The organism is Intestinimonas timonensis, assembly GCF_900626145.1.
Classification (GTDB): Bacteria; Bacillota; Clostridia; order Oscillospirales; family Oscillospiraceae; genus Intestinimonas; species Intestinimonas aquisgranensis.
This window is the reverse complement of record NZ_LR130816.1, coordinates 717167-734542: the sequence shown is the minus strand read 5'-3', so window position 1 is coordinate 734542 and position 17376 is coordinate 717167. Positions and strand designations below refer to the sequence as shown.

14 protein-coding genes are annotated in these 17376 nt (G+C 63.2%); 11 read left to right on the top strand and 3 right to left on the bottom strand.

All coding sequences use genetic code 11. From position 1 onward, the window contains the following. Positions 1-26 precede the first annotated feature (26 nt). The 10 genes from E0E29_RS03710 to mnmE all read left to right on the top strand — a co-directional run bounded on the left by E0E29_RS03710 (position 27) and on the right by mnmE (position 12134). Positions 27-1952: a peptide ABC transporter substrate-binding protein gene (locus tag E0E29_RS03710; protein ID WP_130848691.1), complete on the top strand. Its 1926-nt coding sequence runs from the start codon at positions 27-29 to the stop codon at positions 1950-1952. 134 nt (positions 1953-2086) lie between these two features. Continuing rightward, positions 2087-3028, top strand: a complete 942-nt coding sequence (locus tag E0E29_RS03705; RefSeq protein WP_130848690.1) for an ABC transporter permease — start codon at positions 2087-2089, stop codon at positions 3026-3028. Then, entirely contained in the window at positions 3029-4072 is a 1044-nt protein-coding gene (locus E0E29_RS03700) for an ABC transporter permease (protein WP_130848689.1), read from the top strand. It abuts the gene before it with no gap. Positions 4073-4084: 12 nt separating this feature from the next. Then, positions 4085-5146, top strand: coding sequence for an ABC transporter ATP-binding protein (locus tag E0E29_RS03695; protein WP_130848688.1), 1062 nt, complete (start codon positions 4085-4087; stop codon positions 5144-5146). After that, a complete protein-coding gene (locus E0E29_RS03690; protein WP_130848687.1) occupies positions 5133-6071 on the top strand; it encodes an ATP-binding cassette domain-containing protein in 939 nt (312 codons plus the stop codon). Before E0E29_RS03695 ends, E0E29_RS03690 begins: the two co-directional genes overlap by 14 nt. A 36-nt stretch (positions 6072-6107) precedes the next feature. Further along, positions 6108-7031: a S66 peptidase family protein gene (locus E0E29_RS03685; protein ID WP_130848686.1), complete on the top strand. Its 924-nt coding sequence runs from the start codon at positions 6108-6110 to the stop codon at positions 7029-7031. After that, positions 7028-7849: a serine hydrolase gene (locus tag E0E29_RS03680; protein WP_130848685.1), complete on the top strand. Its 822-nt coding sequence runs from the start codon at positions 7028-7030 to the stop codon at positions 7847-7849. The genes E0E29_RS03685 and E0E29_RS03680 overlap by 4 nt, the downstream gene beginning before the upstream one ends. A gap of 6 nt (positions 7850-7855) precedes the next feature. After that, positions 7856-8674 (top strand): C40 family peptidase, encoded by an 819-nt coding sequence (locus E0E29_RS03675; protein ID WP_130848684.1) that lies wholly within the window; start codon positions 7856-7858, stop codon positions 8672-8674. Between the two features lie 163 nt (positions 8675-8837). Further along, positions 8838-10238 carry an NAD(P)/FAD-dependent oxidoreductase gene (locus E0E29_RS03670; protein WP_130848683.1) on the top strand — a complete coding sequence of 467 codons (1401 nt, stop codon included), beginning with the start codon at positions 8838-8840 and terminating at the stop codon, positions 10236-10238. Between the two features lie 501 nt (positions 10239-10739). Continuing rightward, positions 10740-12134, top strand: coding sequence for a tRNA uridine-5-carboxymethylaminomethyl(34) synthesis GTPase MnmE (mnmE, locus tag E0E29_RS03665; RefSeq protein WP_130848682.1), 1395 nt, complete (start codon positions 10740-10742; stop codon positions 12132-12134). Between the two features lie 202 nt (positions 12135-12336). On the opposite strand, the gene E0E29_RS03660 is transcribed toward mnmE, so the two are convergent. The 3 genes from E0E29_RS03660 to E0E29_RS03650 form a co-directional block, all read right to left on the bottom strand. After that, the gene (locus E0E29_RS03660; RefSeq protein ID WP_130848681.1) at positions 12337-13161 is read right to left on the bottom strand and encodes a DUF3021 family protein; all 825 of its coding nucleotides are present in this window, start codon (positions 13159-13161) and stop codon (positions 12337-12339) included. A 14-nt stretch (positions 13162-13175) separates the two neighbouring features. Further along, complete coding sequence (locus E0E29_RS03655; protein WP_130848680.1) at positions 13176-13613, bottom strand: LytTR family DNA-binding domain-containing protein; 438 nt, start codon at positions 13611-13613, stop codon at positions 13176-13178. 91 nt (positions 13614-13704) lie between these two features. Continuing rightward, the gene (locus tag E0E29_RS03650) at positions 13705-16089 is read right to left on the bottom strand and encodes a diguanylate cyclase domain-containing protein (protein ID WP_130848679.1); all 2385 of its coding nucleotides are present in this window, start codon (positions 16087-16089) and stop codon (positions 13705-13707) included. Positions 16090-16432: 343 nt separating this feature from the next. On the opposite strand from E0E29_RS03650, the gene E0E29_RS03645 reads away from it, so the two are divergent. Further along, positions 16433-17374, top strand: coding sequence for an ABC transporter permease (locus E0E29_RS03645; protein WP_130848678.1), 942 nt, complete (start codon positions 16433-16435; stop codon positions 17372-17374). Positions 17375-17376 lie beyond the last annotated feature (2 nt).

The following is a 17376-nucleotide window of genomic DNA, read 5'->3' as shown; positions in this document are numbered from 1 at the left end:
AAAACAAGAGGAGAGAAGGAGAAAGCATGAAAAGAACCACCCGATGGACGGCCCTCCTGCTGGCCGGTGCCATGACCCTGAGTCTGGCCGCCTGCGGCGGCGGTGAAGGCGGAGACGGACAGGCCTCCACCACCTTCCGTGAGCTGTACGCCTCTGAGGCTACCACGCTCAACTATCTGGTGACCTCTCAGGCTACCGAATTTGAGCTGTGCGCCAACTTCGTGGACACCCTGGTCCAGTACGACGAATTCGGCGTGGCCCATGGAGGTCTTGCCACCGACTGGACCACCAGCGAGGACGGCCTCACCTGGACCTTTACCCTCCGGGAGGGTGTGAAGTGGTACCGCAGCGACGGCTCCGAGTACGCCGACCTCACTGCCCAGGACTTCGTCACCGGTCTCCGGTACGTCTGTGACCCTGCCAACGACTCCAAGACCTTCGACATCGTTTCCAGCGTGGTGAAGAACGCCCAGGAGTACTACTCCGGCGCCATCACCGATCCCAATGAGATCGGCGTCCGCGCGGTGGACGACATGACGGTGGAGTACACCCTCAACGCTCCCACCCCCTATTTCCTGTCCATGCTCAGCTATGTGTGCTTCATGCCCGTGAACGCCGACTTCCTGGCTGAGGTGGGTGATCGCTTCGGCACCAGCGCCGACACCCTGCTCTACAACGGCGCCTATATCTGCCAGGAGTTTAACCCCCAGGAGAGCCAGCTGTGGGTGAAGAACCCCAACTACTGGAACGCCGACAACGTCTACATCGAGCGCATCGAGCGCACCTATAACACCGAGGCCAATAAGCTGGCCCCCGACATGTACAAGCAGGGCTCCGTGGACCAGGCCAAGATCCCCGCCGAGCTGCTGCAGGCCTGGCTGGAGGACGACAGCACCAAGGACATGGTCCGTCCCACCCGCAGCTCCTATTACACCTACTGGTGGCTCTTCAACTTCGATCCCAAGATGGACGAGGCCTTTGAGCCCGACAACTGGAAGATCGCCGTCAACAACGAGGCCTTCCGCCTCTCCATTGCCTACGGCATTGACCGTCAGAAGGCCGAGTACCCCTACGAGCCCTACAACACCGAGGCCAACCTGATCCGCACCATCACCCCCGAGGGCTTTGTGGATTACAACGGTGTGGATTACACCCAGATGGGCGATCTGGCCGAAATCTCCAACACCGATCCCTTCAACGAGGAGCAGGCCCTGCAGTATAAGGAGCAGGCCGTGGAGGAGCTCACCGCCGCCGGCGCCACCTTCCCCATCAAGATCCTCATGCCCTACAACCCCGCTACCCCCTACTGGGGCGAGAGCTGCCAGATCATTGAGCAGCAGCTGGAGAGCCTGCTGGGCACCGACTACATCGACATCACCGTGGAAGCCGGCCCCTCCACCAACTTCCTGGCCGAGGTCCGTAAGAGCGGCGAGTACTCCCTCATGCTGTGCAACTGGGGTCCTGACTACGCCGACCCGGAGACCTACTCCGACCCCTGGAGCCTGGGCTACACCTACAGCTGGCCCGAGCTCACCACGCAGTCTGACCTGCTGACCGGCTACATCTACACCGAGGAAGATATGGCTGCCGGCGTCTTCGACGAGGAGAAGTTCATCGGTACGCCAGAGACCGTCTACATCAAGATGGTCCAGGAGGGCAAGGACGAGAAGCTGGACATCGAGAAGCGCTACACCGCCTTTGCCAACGCCGAGGCCTTCCTCATCAAGCACGCCATCGTCATCCCCTTCCACCGCCAGGCCGACAACGGCTACGTGGTCTCTGACCTGTCCGTCTTCGACCGGCCCTTCTCCCCCTTCGGCGTGTCCAGCTATCGCTATGAGGGTGCCCATCTGCTGGATACCCCCATCAGCATGGACGAGTACTACGCCCAGTATGAGCAGTGGGAGACCGACCGCCAGGCTGCCCTGGAGGCCGCTGCCGCCGAGAGCTGATCCCCCGCGCCGGGCAAGGGGGACGTGTCCGTACCCGGACACGTCCCCGCCGCCCGGGCTTTGTATGTTGAGACGAGAGCGTTTTCAGCGCTCTCGTCTCAACATACAATCTGTATCCCGAAAGGAGCGCCCCCATGCTGAAATACATATTAAAACGCCTGGCCTTCGCTGTGGTGGCACTTTTCATCATCACGGCTGTCATCTTCTCCCTCATGCGCCTCATGCCCATTGAGGGCTACTTCCCCAACTTCGACAAGATGACCCCGGAGATGATTCAGAACGGCCTGGAGAACCTGGGACTCACCGATCCTCTGCCGGTGCAGCTGTTCCGGTTCTATCGGGATCTGTTCCACGGCGACCTGGGCACCTCCTGGATCTACCAGCCCAACGTGCCTGTCACGGAGATCCTGGCCCGGAAGATCCCTGTCTCCCTCACCTTGGGCTGCATGGCCATGGTCCTCTCCCTGGTGGTGGGTATTCCGCTTGGCGTGGTCATGAGCCGCTACAAGGGCCGTCTGCCCGACAAGCTGGGTACCGGCTTCATCGTGCTGCTCAACGCCGTGCCTGTGGTGGTCTACTATCTGGTCATCCAGATGGTGGGCTCCCGCTCTCTGGCACTGCCCATGCTGTACAGCCGCTCTAACCCCACCAGCTGGATCCTGCCCATCCTGTGCCTCTCTCTGGCCAACATTGCCGAGTACGCCATGTGGATGCGCCGGTATATGGTAGACCAGCTCAACTCTGACTATGTGAAGCTGGCCATGGCCAAGGGCGTCTCCCGCCGGGACATCATGTACCACCACGTCCTGCGCAACGCCTTCGTGCCCATCATCCAGCTGCTGCCCACCTCATTCCTCAACACCATCATCGGCTCCATTTATGTGGAGTCCCTGTTCTCGGTGCCGGGTATGGGCGGACTGCTGGTGGACGTCATCAAGCGACAGGACAACGCCATGGTCCAGGCCCTGGTGCTCATCTTTGCCAGTGTGGGCATTCTGGGACTGCTGTTGGGCGATTTCTTTATGACACTGGCCGACCCGCGCATCAAGCTGGGTCAGGAAAGGGGGGGACGCTGAATGCCGCAGATCGGAAAACGCAAGCTGGACAAGCTGGCCGCCTCTCTGGAGGAGGACCTGGCAAAGAAGGCCAAAGGCCTCACCCAGGCCGAGATCGACGCCCTGGACCCCCAGCTCTTTACGCTGGCCGACTATGACGCCGCCGCCGCCGAGCGGACAGGCTACTCCAACTACTCCTACTGGCGCTCCACCCTGCGCATTTTCTGGCGCAACAAGGTTGCCCGCCTGCTCATCATCCTGCTGGGGATCATGCTCCTCTTTACCTTCATCCAGCCCTTCCTCCCCAACCAGAAGGACCCCACGGAGATCTTCTACAACGAGGAGACGGGCATGCCCCTCTCCAATAAGCAGCCCGGTGAGGTGGAAGGCTTCATCCTGGGCACCAACAACCTGGGCCAGGATCTGTGGTCCCGGACCTGGTACGCCACCCGGACCAGTCTCTTCATCGGCTTCGTGGTGGCCCTCTCCGAGTGTATCATCGGCATCACCTTAGGAGTGCTGTGGGGCTATGTGCGCCGGCTGGATCAGTTCCTCACCTCTGCCTACAATATCGTGGACAATGTGCCCCGGACCATCATCCTCATCCTTATCTCCTACATCCTGCGGCCCTCCATGAGCACCATCATCCTGTCCATGTGTCTGGTGGGGTGGCTGAAGATGGCCAGGTATGTCCGCAACCAGGTGGTCATCATCCGGGACCGGGACTATAACCTGGCCTCCCGCTGCCTGGGCAGCAGCACGCCCCGCATCGTCTACCGCAACCTGCTGCCCTATCTGGTGTCCATCATCATGCTCCGGGCCGCCCTGGCAGTGCCCACCGCCATCACCGACGAGGTCTTCCTCACCTACATCGGCCTGGGCCTGCCCGTCTACACGCCCTCCCTGGGCACCCTCATCATCGCCGGCAAGGCCCTGATGACCACGCCCTCCCTGAGCTATCAGCTCATCATCCCCTGTGTGGCCCTGTCCTTCGTCACCGTCTGCTTCTATGTCATCGGCAACGCCTTTGCCGACGCGGCGGACCCGAAAAATCACGTCAGCTGAGGAGGTGGGCAGATGGAACAAAAAGAACATGACGTCATTTTGTCGATCCGGGACCTGAATGTGAAATTCACCCTCCGCGGCCGCACCCTTCACGCCATCCGCGGCGTCTCCCTGGACCTCTATCAGGGGGAGTCCCTGGCCATCGTGGGCGAGTCCGGCTCCGGCAAGAGCGTCTTTACCAAAACCTTCATGGGCCTCACCGACCAGAACGGCGCCATTGAAAGCGGCACCATCCAGTATCAGAACGGCATGGATCTGGCCCAGCTGCGCACCGAAAAGGAGTGGCAGGCCATCCGTGGCAAAGAGATCGCCATGGTCCTCCAGGACCCCATGACCTCTCTCAACCCCCTCAAGACCATCGGCAAGCAGATCGAGGAGGCGGTGGTCCTCCACCAGGGTCTCAAGGGCGAGGCGGCCCGGAAGGTGGTGCTGGAGACTCTGACCCATGTGGGCATCGACGATCCGGAGCGCCGCTACAAGCAGTACCCCCATGAATTCTCCGGCGGCATGCGCCAGCGGGTGGTCATTGCCATCGCCATCGCCTGCCGGCCCAAGATCCTCATCTGTGACGAGCCCACCACGGCTCTGGATGTGACCATCCAGGCCCAGATCCTGGAGCTCATCAAGGCCCTTCAGAAGCAGTACGGCCTCACCACCATCTACATCACCCACGACCTGGGCGTGGTGGCCAACGTGGCCGACCGCATCGCCGTGATGTACGCCGGGGATATTGTGGAGATCGGCACCTGTGAGGAGGTCTTCTACGATCCCCGCCATCCCTATACCTGGGCGCTGCTGTCCTCCCTGCCCCAGCTGGGCATCAAGGGAGAGCCGCTCTACTCCATCGCCGGCACGCCCGCCAACCTCTTTAACGAGGTCAAAGGCGACGCCTTCGCCCCCCGGAATCCCCAGGCCCTGAAGATCGATTTTGTGGAGCGGCCTCCTTACTTTGAGGTCAGCCCCACCCACAAGGTCCGGACCTGGCTCCTGGACCCCAGGGCCCCCAAGGTGGAGCCGCCGGAGCATATCAAACAGCTCAGAGAACAGGGGGTGCGTCTGCGTGGTCAAGCCTGACACCAACGTCCTGCTGGACGTCAAGGACCTGTGCGTGGACTTCGGCTCCCGCCGCAAGCCCTTCCACGCCGTGAAACATGTCTCCTTCCAGATCCATAAGGGAGAGACTTTTGGCCTGGTGGGCGAGTCCGGCTCCGGCAAGACCACCATCGGCCGGGCCATCATCCGCATCCATCCCGCCTCCGGCGGCGAGGTGTGGTTCCAGGGAGAGAAGATCAGCGGAAAAGTGAGCCACGAGGTGGACCGCACCGTCACCCGGAAGATCCAGATGATCTTCCAGGACCCCATGGCCTCCCTCAACGAGCGCGCCAAGGTGGACTACATCATCTCCGAGGGACTCTACGCCCAGAAGCTCCACCTCACCGAGGCTCAGCGGGAGGAGAAGGTGGCCAAGGCCCTCAGCGACGTGGGCCTCCTGCCCGAGTTCGCCAGCCGCTTCCCCCACGAGTTTTCCGGCGGCCAGCGCCAGCGCATCGGCATCGCCCGGGCCCTGATCCTGGACCCCGAGTTCATCATCGCCGACGAGCCCATCTCCGCTCTGGACGTCTCCATCCGGGCCCAGGTCCTAAACCTCATGTCCAAGCTCCAGAAGGAGCGGGGCCTCACCTATCTTTTCATTGCCCATGACCTCTCTGTGATGCGCTTCATCTGCGACCGCATCGCCGTCATCTACAAGGGAGAGCTCCAGGAGCTGGCCGAGACCGAGCAGCTCTTTGCCCACCCCCTCCACCCCTACACCCGGGCCCTCCTCTCCGCCATCCCCCAGCCCGACCCCATCTCCGAGCGGCAGAAGGTGCTTGAGGTCTACGACCCCAGCTGCCACAACTACTCCGACCAGAATCCTCCCCTGTGGGAGGAGGTGGAGCCCGGCCACTTCGTCCGGGGCAGCCGGGCCGAGCTGGACGCCTACCGGGCCAAGCTGTGAGCCGACATCTCATCAGACATTGGATGTGACCAGGAAATGATCGTTCCCAACCCTCTCTACCCCGGCGCCCGGGTGGCCCTGGTGAACGCCAGTTCCGCCGTGGCCGCCGACCGGCTGGGTCCCGCCCTGGATGCCGTGAAGGCCCTGGGCCTGGAGCCGGTGCCCTACCCCTCCTGCTACGCCACCAGCCGCCACGGCTACTTTGCCGCCGACGACGCCCAGCGGGCCGGGGATGTCCAGGCCGCCTTTGCCGATGACTCCATCGCCGGTGTGTTGTGCCTCCGGGGCGGCTACGGCGCCCACCGCATCCTCCCACTGCTGGACCTGGACGCCATCGCCCGGCGGCCCAAGCTGTTTGCCGGGTACAGCGACGTCACCGCCCTCCACACCGCCTTCAATCAGGTGTGCGGCTTCGTCACCTACCACGCCCCCATGCCTGCCTCCGACTACTACCAGCCGGTGGACGAGCTCACCATGTCCCAGCTGCGGCGGTGCCTTTTCGGCCCCCTGGCCGGGCCGGTGGAAAACCCCGCCGGGCGGCCCCTCACCGCCCTCTCCCACGGCAGCGCCATGGGACGGCTGTGCGGCGGCAACCTCTCCCTCCTGGCCGCCTCCCTGGGCACCCCCTGGGAGATCGACACGAAGGGAAAGCTCCTCTTCCTGGAGGACGTGGGGGAGAAGGTCTACCGCATTGACGGCATGCTCACCCAGCTCAGGAACGCCGGGAAATTCCGGGACTGCGCCGGGGTGATCCTGGGGGAGTGGACCGACTGTTCCCCCGAGGACCCGGAGCGCTCCCTCACTTTGGAGGAGGTCTTCCGGGAGCTCATCGTCCCCGCGGGCAAGCCGGTCCTGTCCGGCCTGGCCTGCGGCCACACCCTGCCCACCCTATCCCTGCCCTTAGGCGCCATGGCCGCCATGGACGCCGATACCGGACGACTGGAGGTGCTCCCGTCATGACGGAGCAAGCATTGGATACGTTTTTGAAACAAGAGATCGCCGCCTTCCCCTGCAAGACCGCCGTGCTGGTGGGTGAGGTGGAGAGCGGTAAGGTCCTCTGGGCCCTGGAGCCGGACACCCAGGTGGTGTCGGCCTCCACCATCAAGGTGCCGGTGCTTCTGGCCGCCCTGGAGGAGGTGCGGCAGGGCCGGCTCTCCCTGGACCAGACCCTGGACCTGCCCGCCGAGGTGCTGCTGGAGGACTCCCAGGTCTTTGAGTACGGCCCCACCAGCCGCTCCCTGTGGGAGCTCCTCTACTGGATGATCGTGGAGAGCGACAACACCGCCACCAACCGGGTGATCTCCACTGTGGGCTACGACGCCATCAACGCCTACGCCCGGGACGCGCTGGGCCTCCGGCACACGGTGTGCCAGCGGCAGATGCTGGACTGGGACGCCATCGCCGCCGGACGGAACAACTATACCTCCGCCGCCGACCAGTTTGCCCTCTACCGCAAGCTGTGCCGGGGGGAGATTTTGAACGAGTCCCTCACCGCTGTGGCCCTGGATATGCTCCGCCGCCAGCGGTCCATGGACGACATCCTGCGCTACAATCCCTACCCCGTGGATTTCGCCCACAAGACCGGCGGTCTGGACTACCTGAGTCATGATGCCGGCGTCTTCTTCCAGCCCGGCGGCGACTGGTTCCTGGGTATCTTCACCTGGGACGGCCCCAGCGCCGAGGGCGACAACCGCCAAAAGCAGTTTATCGGCCGGCTGGGCAAGGCCATCTATGACACCTACGGCGCCCCGGCGCCGGCATTCTGCACGGGAGGCTGAACGGATATGAAAGCCATTGTCATCGAACCTGTCTGTCCCCTCATGAGCCGCCCCCAGCTCCAGTGCGAGCGGGCCGATGAGGTCCTCGCCGGTATGGTGGTGGAGCTCCTGGAGGAGGTCAAGCCCGGCTGGTATCTGGCCCGGGCGCCCTACCGCTATGAGGGCTATCTTCAGGCCGAGCACGTCCTCACCGGCGACCACCTGGTCCGCCGCTGGAGCGAGCGGCCCAAGCAGGTGGTCCTGAAGGGCATCTGCGACGTCCTCTCCGGCCCCGCCGTGACCTGCTTCCCCCTGGCCACCCTCACCCGGGGCGCGCTTGTCTCCCCGGTGGGGAACCCCAACGCCGACGGCTGGCTCCGGGTGGAGCTGCCCGACGGCCGGGAGGGCTATACGAAATGTAGTTTTCTCGGGGAATATTACGAAAAGCCCCGGTTTGAGGACCCGGAACAGCTGCGCAAGGCGGTGGTGGAGACCGCCCTCACCTTCCAGGGCACCCACTACCGCTGGGGCGGCAAGACCCCCATGGGTATCGACTGCTCCGGCCTGGTCTCCATGAGCTACCTCCTCAACGGGGTGGTCATCTACCGGGACGCCGGCATTGTGGAGGGCTTCCCCGTCCATGAGATCCCCCGGGCCGACATGCAGCCCGGCGACCTTCTCTTCTTCCCCGGCCACGTGGCCATGTACCTGGGCGAAGGGAAGTATCTCCACTCCACCGCCCACAACGGCAGCGACGGCGTGGTCATCAACAGCCTCAATCCTGCGGACCCGGACTACCGGGCCGACCTGGACCAGGGCATGACCGCCGTGGGCAGCATCTTTTAAGGCTGGAAACACCTGAGCATGCTCAATGCCCCTCCTGTCCAGGAGGGGCATTTTTTTGAGGATGGGGTGGCGTAGACTTGACAAAACATGCTATACTATACTAGAAGTAGTATGCCCCCATGGATATGGGATGGACAGAACAGACAAAGGAGAAGAGCGCATCATGAGCGAGAGATACGACGTTGCCATCATTGGCTGTGGAGAGGCCGGTATCTACGCAGGCTACGAGCTGATGAAACAGAACCCCGGACTGAAGGTGGTGGTCCTGGAGCAGGGCCGGGACATCTACAGCCGGAGCTGCCCCATCGTGGCGGGGAAGGTGAAGGACTGCATCCAGTGCAAGGTCTGCGACACCATGTGCGGCTTCGGCGGCGCCGGCGCCTTCTCCGACGGCAAATTCAACTTTACCACCGCCTTCGGCGGCTGGCTTACCGACTTCATGGACGCCAAGGAGGTCATGGACCTCATCGAGTATGTGGACTCCATCAATGTGGCCCACGGCGCCACCACCGAGATGTTCTCCACCTCCACCCCTGAGGCCAAGGCTCTGGAGAAGAAGGCCCTGGAGTTCGACCTCCATCTGCTCCAGGCCCGGTGCAAGCACCTGGGCACCGAGAAGAACCTGGTGATCCTCCAGAACATCTATGAGGACCTGAAAAGGGGCATCGAGTTCCGGTTCAACACCTCCGTCAAGACCATCGACGCCGCTGACGGCGGCTACCGCCTGGGGCTGGAGAAGGGGGACGAGGTGTGCTGCGACTGGCTCATCGCCGCGCCCGGCCGCTCCGGCGCCGAGTGGTTTGCCAACGAGTGCAAGCGCCTGGGTATCCCCCTCATCAACAACCAGGTGGACATCGGCGTGCGGGTGGAGCTGCCCGCCCGGGTCTTCGAGCACATCACCAATGTGGTCTATGAGTCCAAGCTGGTCTACCGTACCAAGCAGTACGGCGACCAGGTCCGCACCTTCTGCATGAACCCCTACGGCCACGTGGTGGCCGAGAACGTGGAGGGCATTAACACCGTGAACGGCCACTCCTACGCCGACCCCGCCCTCCAGAGCGAGAACACCAACTTCGCCCTGCTGGTGTCCAACCGGTTCACCGAGCCCTTCAACGAGCCCTACCGCTACGGCAAGCACATCGCCTCCCTCAGCAACATGCTGGCCGGCGGCGTGCTGGTCCAGCGCTTCGGCGACCTGGTGAAGGGCATGCGCACCAACGCCCACCGGATGAGCAAGTCCTTCACCCGGCCCACCCTCACCGCCGCCGTCCCCGGCGACCTGAGCCTGGCTCTGCCCAAGCGGCAGCTGGACGATATCATCGAGATGATCTTCCAGCTGGACAAGATCGCCCCCGGTACCGCCAACTACGACACCCTGCTCTACGGCGCTGAGGTCAAGTTCTACTCCTCCCGCCTCACCCTCACCCCTGAGCTGGAGACCAAGCTGCCCGGCATGTTCGCCATCGGCGACGGCGCCGGCATCACCCGCGGCCTGGCCCAGGCCGGCGCCTCCGGCGTGAAGGTGGCTCAGGTGATCTCCCAGCGTCTGCGTGAGAAGGTCTAAGGCGGGCCAGGCCGCCCAAGACCCGCCACCCAAGGCGGGAACCGGAGCAGAGCCCAGCGCAGCGGGTCTGCTCCGGAGAGAAGGAGCAAGCGAGCGGAGTGAGAAATGCCCGGCAGGGCATTTTGAACGGTGCGGACTTTGCGACGACGAAGTGCGACGCAGCAGGCTGCATCTCTTCGAAAAAATGCTTGCATTTTTGAAAGAGCCTGCCGGCATCTGCCTGCAGGCTCAGAGCGCCGCCAAACGGCGGCGCTTTTTTCTACATTGAATATTCGGGTGGTATTCATTCGCAGTCCATATTGCGCCCCAGAGAAAAAGCGGCTTTCCACAAGGGTTTTCCACATTTTCCACAGGGTTATCCACATATGTTTATGTAAACGTGGAAAAGTGGATTATTCACATCGGTAGACATAAAACGACTGTCAAGGGGAAGTTGCGCGGCATTTTCGCCAAATTTACAAAAGACCACAAAGACACGGAAATGTAAGGGAGGTTTGGATCATGTCAGAGCTCATCGCGGCCATCTCCACACCGGCGGTGCCATCCGCCATCGGGGTCCTGCGGCTGTCCGGCCCGGGGGCGGCGGAGTGTGCCGACCGGGTTTTCCGGGCCAGAAGCGGGAAGCCTCTGGCCGGGACGGAGGACCGGCGTCTGGTGTACGGCTCCCTGCTGGACAAGGAGGGAAACGTCATCGACCAGGTGCTGGCCACGGTGTCCCGGGCGCCCCACAGCTACACCGGGGAGGACACGGCGGAGCTCCAGTGCCATGGGGCGCCGGTGGTCCTCTCCCTGGGCCTGGAGGCCCTGTACGCCGCCGGGGCACGTCCTGCAAGACCGGGTGAGTTCACCCAGCGGGCCTTTTTGAACGGCAAGCTGGACCTGACCCAGGCGGAGGCGGTGGCCGACCTGCTGGAGGCGGAGACGCCCCAGGCCGTCCGGACGGCGGCGGGCCAGCTCACCGGCGCCCTGTCCAGGCGGGTGGAGGGCATTTACAGCGGTCTGGTGGACCTGCTGGCCCACTTCCACGCCGTACTGGACTACCCCGACGAGGACATCGACCCCTTCCGCGCCCAGGAGCTGGAGGAGGCTCTGGAGATGGCGGAGCGGGGGCTGGAGGACCTGCTGGCCACCTATGACCGGGGGAAGTTTTTGACCCGAGGGGTGCCCTGCGCCATCGTGGGCCTGCCCAACGCGGGCAAATCCTCCCTTTTAAACGCCCTGCTGGGCTACCAGCGGGCCATCGTCACCGACATTCCGGGCACCACCCGGGACACCGTGGAGGAGCGGTGTGTAGTGGGGGGCGTGCTGCTGCGGCTCATCGACACGGCGGGGCTCCGGGACACCGACGATCCGGTGGAACAGCTGGGGGTGGAGCGGAGCCGGGCGGCCCTGGCCGGGGCCGAGCTGGCTCTGGTGCTCATGGACGGCTCTGACCCAGGGGAGGACCCGGACCGGCTCCTGGCTGAGCTGGCCCTCTGGGAGGAGGCCGCCGCCCACTGTCCCCGGGTGGTGCTTGTGCTCACCAAGGCCGATCTGCCCCATGGCCGGGACAGGGCGTTTTTCGCCCACGGGGAGCAGGCCCCGCCGATGGTCCGGCTCAGCGCCAAGACCGGCGCCGGGCTGGAGGACCTGGGGGCGGCGGTGGCACGGCTCTTCCCCCAGGGGAGCGGCGGAGAGGCCGGGGCCATGCTCACCAATGCCCGGCAGGCCCAGGCGGCCCAGACGGCGCTGGCCGCCCTGCGGGAGGCCGAGACAGGACTCCTGGCCGGGGTCACACCCGACGCCGTCCTCACTGACGTGGAGGGGGCGCTGGAGGCCCTGGCGGAGCTCACTGGCCGGGCTGTCCGGGAGGATGTGGTGGAGCGCATCTTCTCCCGCTTCTGCATCGGAAAGTAGTGTCCTTTTTCTTGGTTCTTTTTCTTGTAAGAAAAAGAACCAAGAAGAACTTTGGTACCGCTCTGTGACTGGGTAGAGGCGGCATCGTCTGCGCCCGGTGACGGTAAGAATAGGATAGAGAAACGAAACAGCGGGTGCTGCCATCGGCAGCGCCCGCTGTTTTTTCAGCTTGAGTAAACGAAGGTATGGGATAAAGGGAACGTCACGGGGCCGGATTGCGCCGTCCCTGGCCCAGCAGCCAGCCGGTCAGCTCCCCTAGCCCGGCGGCACAGAGGGTCACGGCGCAGAAGGGGAGGGCGCTGGCGTTGTAGACCAAGGGGACGGCGGCCAGGAAGCAGAGGGCACACAGGAGGGGGTAGAGGGGGCAGAAGCCCTGACGCCGGGCCAGGGAGAGGCCGGAGCAAAAGCTGCCCACGGGGAGGAGCAGGTAGAGGTAGATGAGGCCGGTGAGCACCGGTACGTCTGGGGCGTCGAAGAAAGAGAGGCCGGCGGGGAGCAGAAGGCAGAGGAGGAGGGCGAAGGGCGCATAGGGCAGGGTCTCTTTCCATTTCAGGGGGGAGGGGCCCGGGGAGAGACCCAGCTTTTCCCGGATAGCGGCCACCTCGGCGTACCAGCCCACCCAGCGCCCCAGCCAGATCAGGGCGTAGAACACCGCCAGCAGGACCAGGGGCAACAGCACCCGCTCCGCACCGGCGTTGAGACCTACCCAGAGGGCCACGGTAGCCGCCATGGTCAGGAAGTGGGCCAGAGTGCGCTTCACCAGCGCCTGTCCGGTTCCGGCAAAGGGCAGGGTGGCGATCCCAAGCTCTGCCCCGAACAGGGCAAAGAGCGCGAAGGACACAAGCACCCCCAACCACTCCGGTTGAAAGTGGAAATTACAGTTCGGGAATACAAAGCCGGTAAAATGGGCGGGCCCGAACAGGGGGATGGAGCCCAGCAGATAGCCCAGCAGCAGATGGGCGGCCACGCCCACCAGCCCTCCCGCGAGGGCACGGCGCAGGGCCTGTGGTCTGTTGTCGAACAGCATGGTTGTTCCTCCCTTCAGAGACCGATGGCCTCTTTGATCTTCTTGACATACCGCCGGGAGACATAGCACACCGTGTCCCCGGACAGAGTCATGCGGATGGTGCCGGTGAGGGAGAGGTCCAGGGCGGTGACCTTTTTGAGGTTGACGATCTCCGAGTGGGAGATGCGGACGAAGACGTGCCGGTCCAGCCTGCCCTCCAGCTCATAGAGCCGCTCCCGCAGGTCATAGATACCCCCAATGGTCTGGACCTTCACCCCCTTGTCCTCCCCGTAGCACCGGAGGATGTCCTCCGCCCGGAGGGGGACGGCGGTCTCCCCGTCCCAGGCCATGAGGAGGGCGTCCCGATTGGAGAGCCGGGCGGCCAGAGCCCGGACCTCGTCGGTCATGGCGGGGGTGGTGATGGTCACCGAGAGACCTGGAGCGGCGGGGTCAATGCGTACCTTTACGTCCATGGAAGCTCCCTCCTTTCGCCCTCAGTATACGAAAAAGAGGACCGCCTGTCCATGAAAATGGGACAGACGGTCCAAAAAGGCAGATAAATGGTCACTCCTGAGAGGAAGCGGCGCTCTGACACTGGGCCAGCTCCCGCTCCAGCAGGGCAAGGCGCTCCTTGAGCCGCTCCTTGACCAGCTGGTTGCCCAGCAGGTTGGCCACCAGTGAGAGGGCGCGGGCCTGCCCATCGGTCCACATCCGGCTGACCCGGCACTCGTCGAAGCCCACAAAGCCGATCATCCTGCCCTCGTCCCGGATGGCGCACTGGAGCATGGACACGATGCCCTGAGGGGCCAGGTCGTTGTAATTCTGCTGGGGCAGCTCACGGATGTCCCGGCAGCAGAAGATGCCGTTTTCATCAAAGTTCTGGGGATAGTCCACCATGTCCGCGTAAACACAGTTCTGGAGGTTGTGGATCTGGGGCTCCACCCCCTCGGCGCACCACTCGAAGGTGTTGCGGCAGGATTGGCCGTCGGGGGCATTTTCAAAGATGTAGGCCCGGCTGACGTCGCAGGCCCGGCCGGCGATCTCCAACATCTTTCGGATGGAGGTGTGGATGTCGGAGGAGGTGTAGAGCATGCGCATGGCATACTGGGAGAGGAGCTGGTCCAGCGCGCCCACTTCGGAGTCGATGGTGCGGTTGACGGCGGAGGCGGCGGGGGTCTGGGGGGCAGGCGTGTGACCGTCGCTCTGGGAGAAGGCAAAGCTCCCCTTCCCCGCCTTCTTCACCTGATAGAGGGCCTGGTCGGCTAGCTGGAAGAGCTGCTCATAGTCAGTGCCGTCGGCGGGGGACATGGCCACGCCCAAGCTGCAGGAGAGCCGGGCGGTGTCGTTGACCAGGATGCCCGAGATGGCGGCCAACAGTTCCTGGGCTTTTCGGGCGGCGGTCTCCCGGCTGCCCACGTCGGGGAGGAAGATCAGGAACTCATCGCCGCCGATACGCCCCAGGATATCCCCCCGGCGGAAGACCCGCCGCAGGGCTGCGGCGGTGTCGGAGAGGACGGCGTCGCCGCACATGTGGCCAAAGCAGTCGTTGATGGACTTGAAGCCGTCCAGGTCCATAATCATGAGGGCGTGGGGGCCGAGGCTCTCCATCAGGTGGGCCTCGACCCGGGCCTGGAGGGTGGAGCGGTTCAGGAGTCCGGTGAGGGCGTCCTTGGAGGCCTGGTCCATGAGCTGCTGCTGATGGCGCTTGTCGGCGTCGATGTCGGCAATGATGCCCACCACCTTGATGGGGGTGCCGGATGTGTCATTTTGTACCGTGGCCCGGATGCGGCACCAGAAATACCGGTCACCCCGGCCCTGCAGCCGCAGCTCCAGCTCGACGTAGGGGGTGCCGGTGGTCAGGGCGCCCACGGCAGCCATGAAACCGTCTCTGTCGTCGGGGTGGATATGGACGGAGGTACCGAGACGCTGGGAAAGGTGGTCGGAAGCCGGTGTGTAGCCGAACTTTTTCTTCCAGTTGGAGGAGAAAAAGAGCTTGTCTGCCGCCAGGTCCCACTCAAAGATCACATCGGTGGACTGGTCCATAATGATGCGGTGGCGCTCCAGGGAGAGACGGAGGTCTTCCTCCATATGCTTGCGGCGGGTGACGTCCAGCACGACGCTGTAAATGCTCTCCTGGCCGTCGGCGCCGGTATGTATCGTACCGCGGGACAGCAGCCATGCCGTCTGGCCGTCCCCCCGCTGGATGCGGTATTCCAGCTCCACGCTCTCGCCGGCCGCCAGGGCGCCGTGGAGCTGTTGGAGGACCTGAGGCCGGTCCTGGGGGCAGATCAGATCTATGAGCCGGTCCTGAAAACGGGTGCGCAGCTCCTCACGGCTGTAACCGCACAGATTCAAAAAACTGGGGCTGACGCTGAGAAGGGTGAGGCCTCCATCGATGCTGCACTGATGCATACCGCCGGAGATGTGTTCCATCAGATCCTCCAATTCCGCGCTGCGCTCCTCCAGCCGTGTGCGGACGTGGTCGATCTGACGGCGGATGGCCTCCTGCTCCCGCAGGGTGCGCTCCCGGACATAGTGCTCGCCCCAAACCTGGTCCCGGTCGGGAGCCGATATGTGCAGATGCATCAGGCGCATGCCGCCCTCGCCCCGGGCGCATACCAGGGTGATGCGGCAGCGCAGGCCGGCCACGGCGGCTCCCTCCACCGGCCGGGCGCACAGCCTGCCCGTGACGATGCAGGCGTCTGATGAGAGAGGGATGGCGTCCATTTTGGACTCTGTGATCAGGAAAGGACTTGGATATTCACGCAGTTCCGCCTCCAGATCGGCGCCGGTCTCCGCCAAGCCATGACGGGGCAGCATGCCGCCGCTGCCCATCCAGGTCACCTCCGGGTCCATAATGGACAACAAACCCTGGATGTCCCGCTGTTCCAGATACATACGCTGGAATGTCCGCATAAAACCCAACGCCTCACGCCGAAGTGCCTCCATGGGAACCTCCTCTCGGCCGCGGGAAATGCGGCCTGCTCTTTCCTTCGTTGGTAGTATTATAAACGATTTCGGCCTTGTATGGAAGGACTAATTTGTTTAAAAGTCCTAAACGGCGGACAGGAAAGAGAAAAAACGGATGAAATTAAATTCCAAATTATGAGCTAATCTGCTAAAAATATTTATTTTATACAGTCTCAAATTGTAGAAAATAGAAACTTTAACAATATGCCACTGTAAAGTGTTGCAAAATTTCGTTGCGCGATTTATCATAATAAGCAATTATTGCCGCACGGTTGACCGCCAGGGACGGACCGTGGGTGCTCATCTCTCGGGAGGCGTCGTCATGCGAAGATACATCATCAAGCGGATCCTGCTGATGTTCCTGCTGCTGCTGGGCATGAGCTTTATCGTATTCGCCAGTCTTTACATTGCTCCGGGCGATCCGGCGGCCATGGTGGCCGGTCCCAGTGCTACGGAAGCCGACATTGAAGTGGTACGGGCCAGCCTGGGACTGGACAAGCCGTTTTTTGTGCAGTATTTCATTTATTTAAGGAACCTGCTCACGCTGAACCTGGGCACCTCGTACACCACCCGGCAGCCCATTCTGGATGAGATCCTGGTTCGTCTGCCCAACACCCTGAACCTGGCCACCGCCAGTATCATCATCGCGGTGCTGGTGGGCATTCCCTGCGGCATCATCACCGCCCTGAAGAAGGACAAACTGGCCGACAACATCCTGACCACCGGCTCTCTGGTGGGCATCTCCATCCCAAACTTCCTGCTGGGCACCCTGCTGATGTACGTCTTTGCTGTGAAGCTGGAGTGGCTGCCCACCGGCGGTATGACCCACTTCTTCTGGACACCCACCGGCTTTAAGCAGGCCATTCTGCCCGCCATCGCACTGAGCACCGCCACCGTGGCCAGCTTCACCCGCATCGGCCGCTCTGCCATGCTGGATGTGCTCCAGTCCGATTACATCCGCACCGCCAAGAGCAAGGGCCTGAAGCGGAACACCATCATCTTCGGCCACGCCCTGCGCAACGCCCTCATCCCTCTGGTGACCCAGTTCGGCACCAGCTTCGGCGGCCTGCTGGGCGGCGCCATCATCACCGAGCAGGTCTTCGTCATCAACGGTGTGGGTACCTACCTCATCACCGCCATCAACAACCGCAACTACCCCGTGGTCCAGAGCACGGTGCTGGTCATCGCCACGATCTTCATCATCATCAACCTGATCGTGGACATCCTCTACTGCGTCATCGACCCGCGGATCAGCTACGAATAAGG

Bases quoted from the DNA above. Each gene is read 5' to 3' on its own strand.
- E0E29_RS03710 (WP_130848691.1), top strand. From the start codon at position 27: ATGAAAAGAACCACCCGATGGACGGCCCTCCTGCTGGCCGGTGCCATG.
- E0E29_RS03705 (WP_130848690.1), top strand. From the start codon at position 2,087: ATGCTGAAATACATATTAAAACGCCTGGCCTTCGCTGTGGTGGCACTT.
- E0E29_RS03700 (WP_130848689.1), top strand. From the start codon at position 3,029: ATGCCGCAGATCGGAAAACGCAAGCTGGACAAGCTGGCCGCCTCTCTG.
- E0E29_RS03695 (WP_130848688.1), top strand. From the start codon at position 4,085: ATGGAACAAAAAGAACATGACGTCATTTTGTCGATCCGGGACCTGAAT.
- E0E29_RS03685 (WP_130848686.1), top strand. From the start codon at position 6,108: ATGATCGTTCCCAACCCTCTCTACCCCGGCGCCCGGGTGGCCCTGGTG.
- E0E29_RS03680 (WP_130848685.1), top strand. From the start codon at position 7,028: ATGACGGAGCAAGCATTGGATACGTTTTTGAAACAAGAGATCGCCGCC.
- E0E29_RS03675 (WP_130848684.1), top strand. From the start codon at position 7,856: ATGAAAGCCATTGTCATCGAACCTGTCTGTCCCCTCATGAGCCGCCCC.
- E0E29_RS03670 (WP_130848683.1), top strand. From the start codon at position 8,838: ATGAGCGAGAGATACGACGTTGCCATCATTGGCTGTGGAGAGGCCGGT.
- mnmE (WP_130848682.1), top strand. From the start codon at position 10,740: ATGTCAGAGCTCATCGCGGCCATCTCCACACCGGCGGTGCCATCCGCC.
- E0E29_RS03660 (WP_130848681.1), bottom strand. From the start codon at position 13,161: ATGCTGTTCGACAACAGACCACAGGCCCTGCGCCGTGCCCTCGCGGGA.
- E0E29_RS03655 (WP_130848680.1), bottom strand. From the start codon at position 13,613: ATGGACGTAAAGGTACGCATTGACCCCGCCGCTCCAGGTCTCTCGGTG.
- E0E29_RS03650 (WP_130848679.1), bottom strand. From the start codon at position 16,089: ATGGAGGCACTTCGGCGTGAGGCGTTGGGTTTTATGCGGACATTCCAG.
- E0E29_RS03645 (WP_130848678.1), top strand. From the start codon at position 16,433: ATGCGAAGATACATCATCAAGCGGATCCTGCTGATGTTCCTGCTGCTG.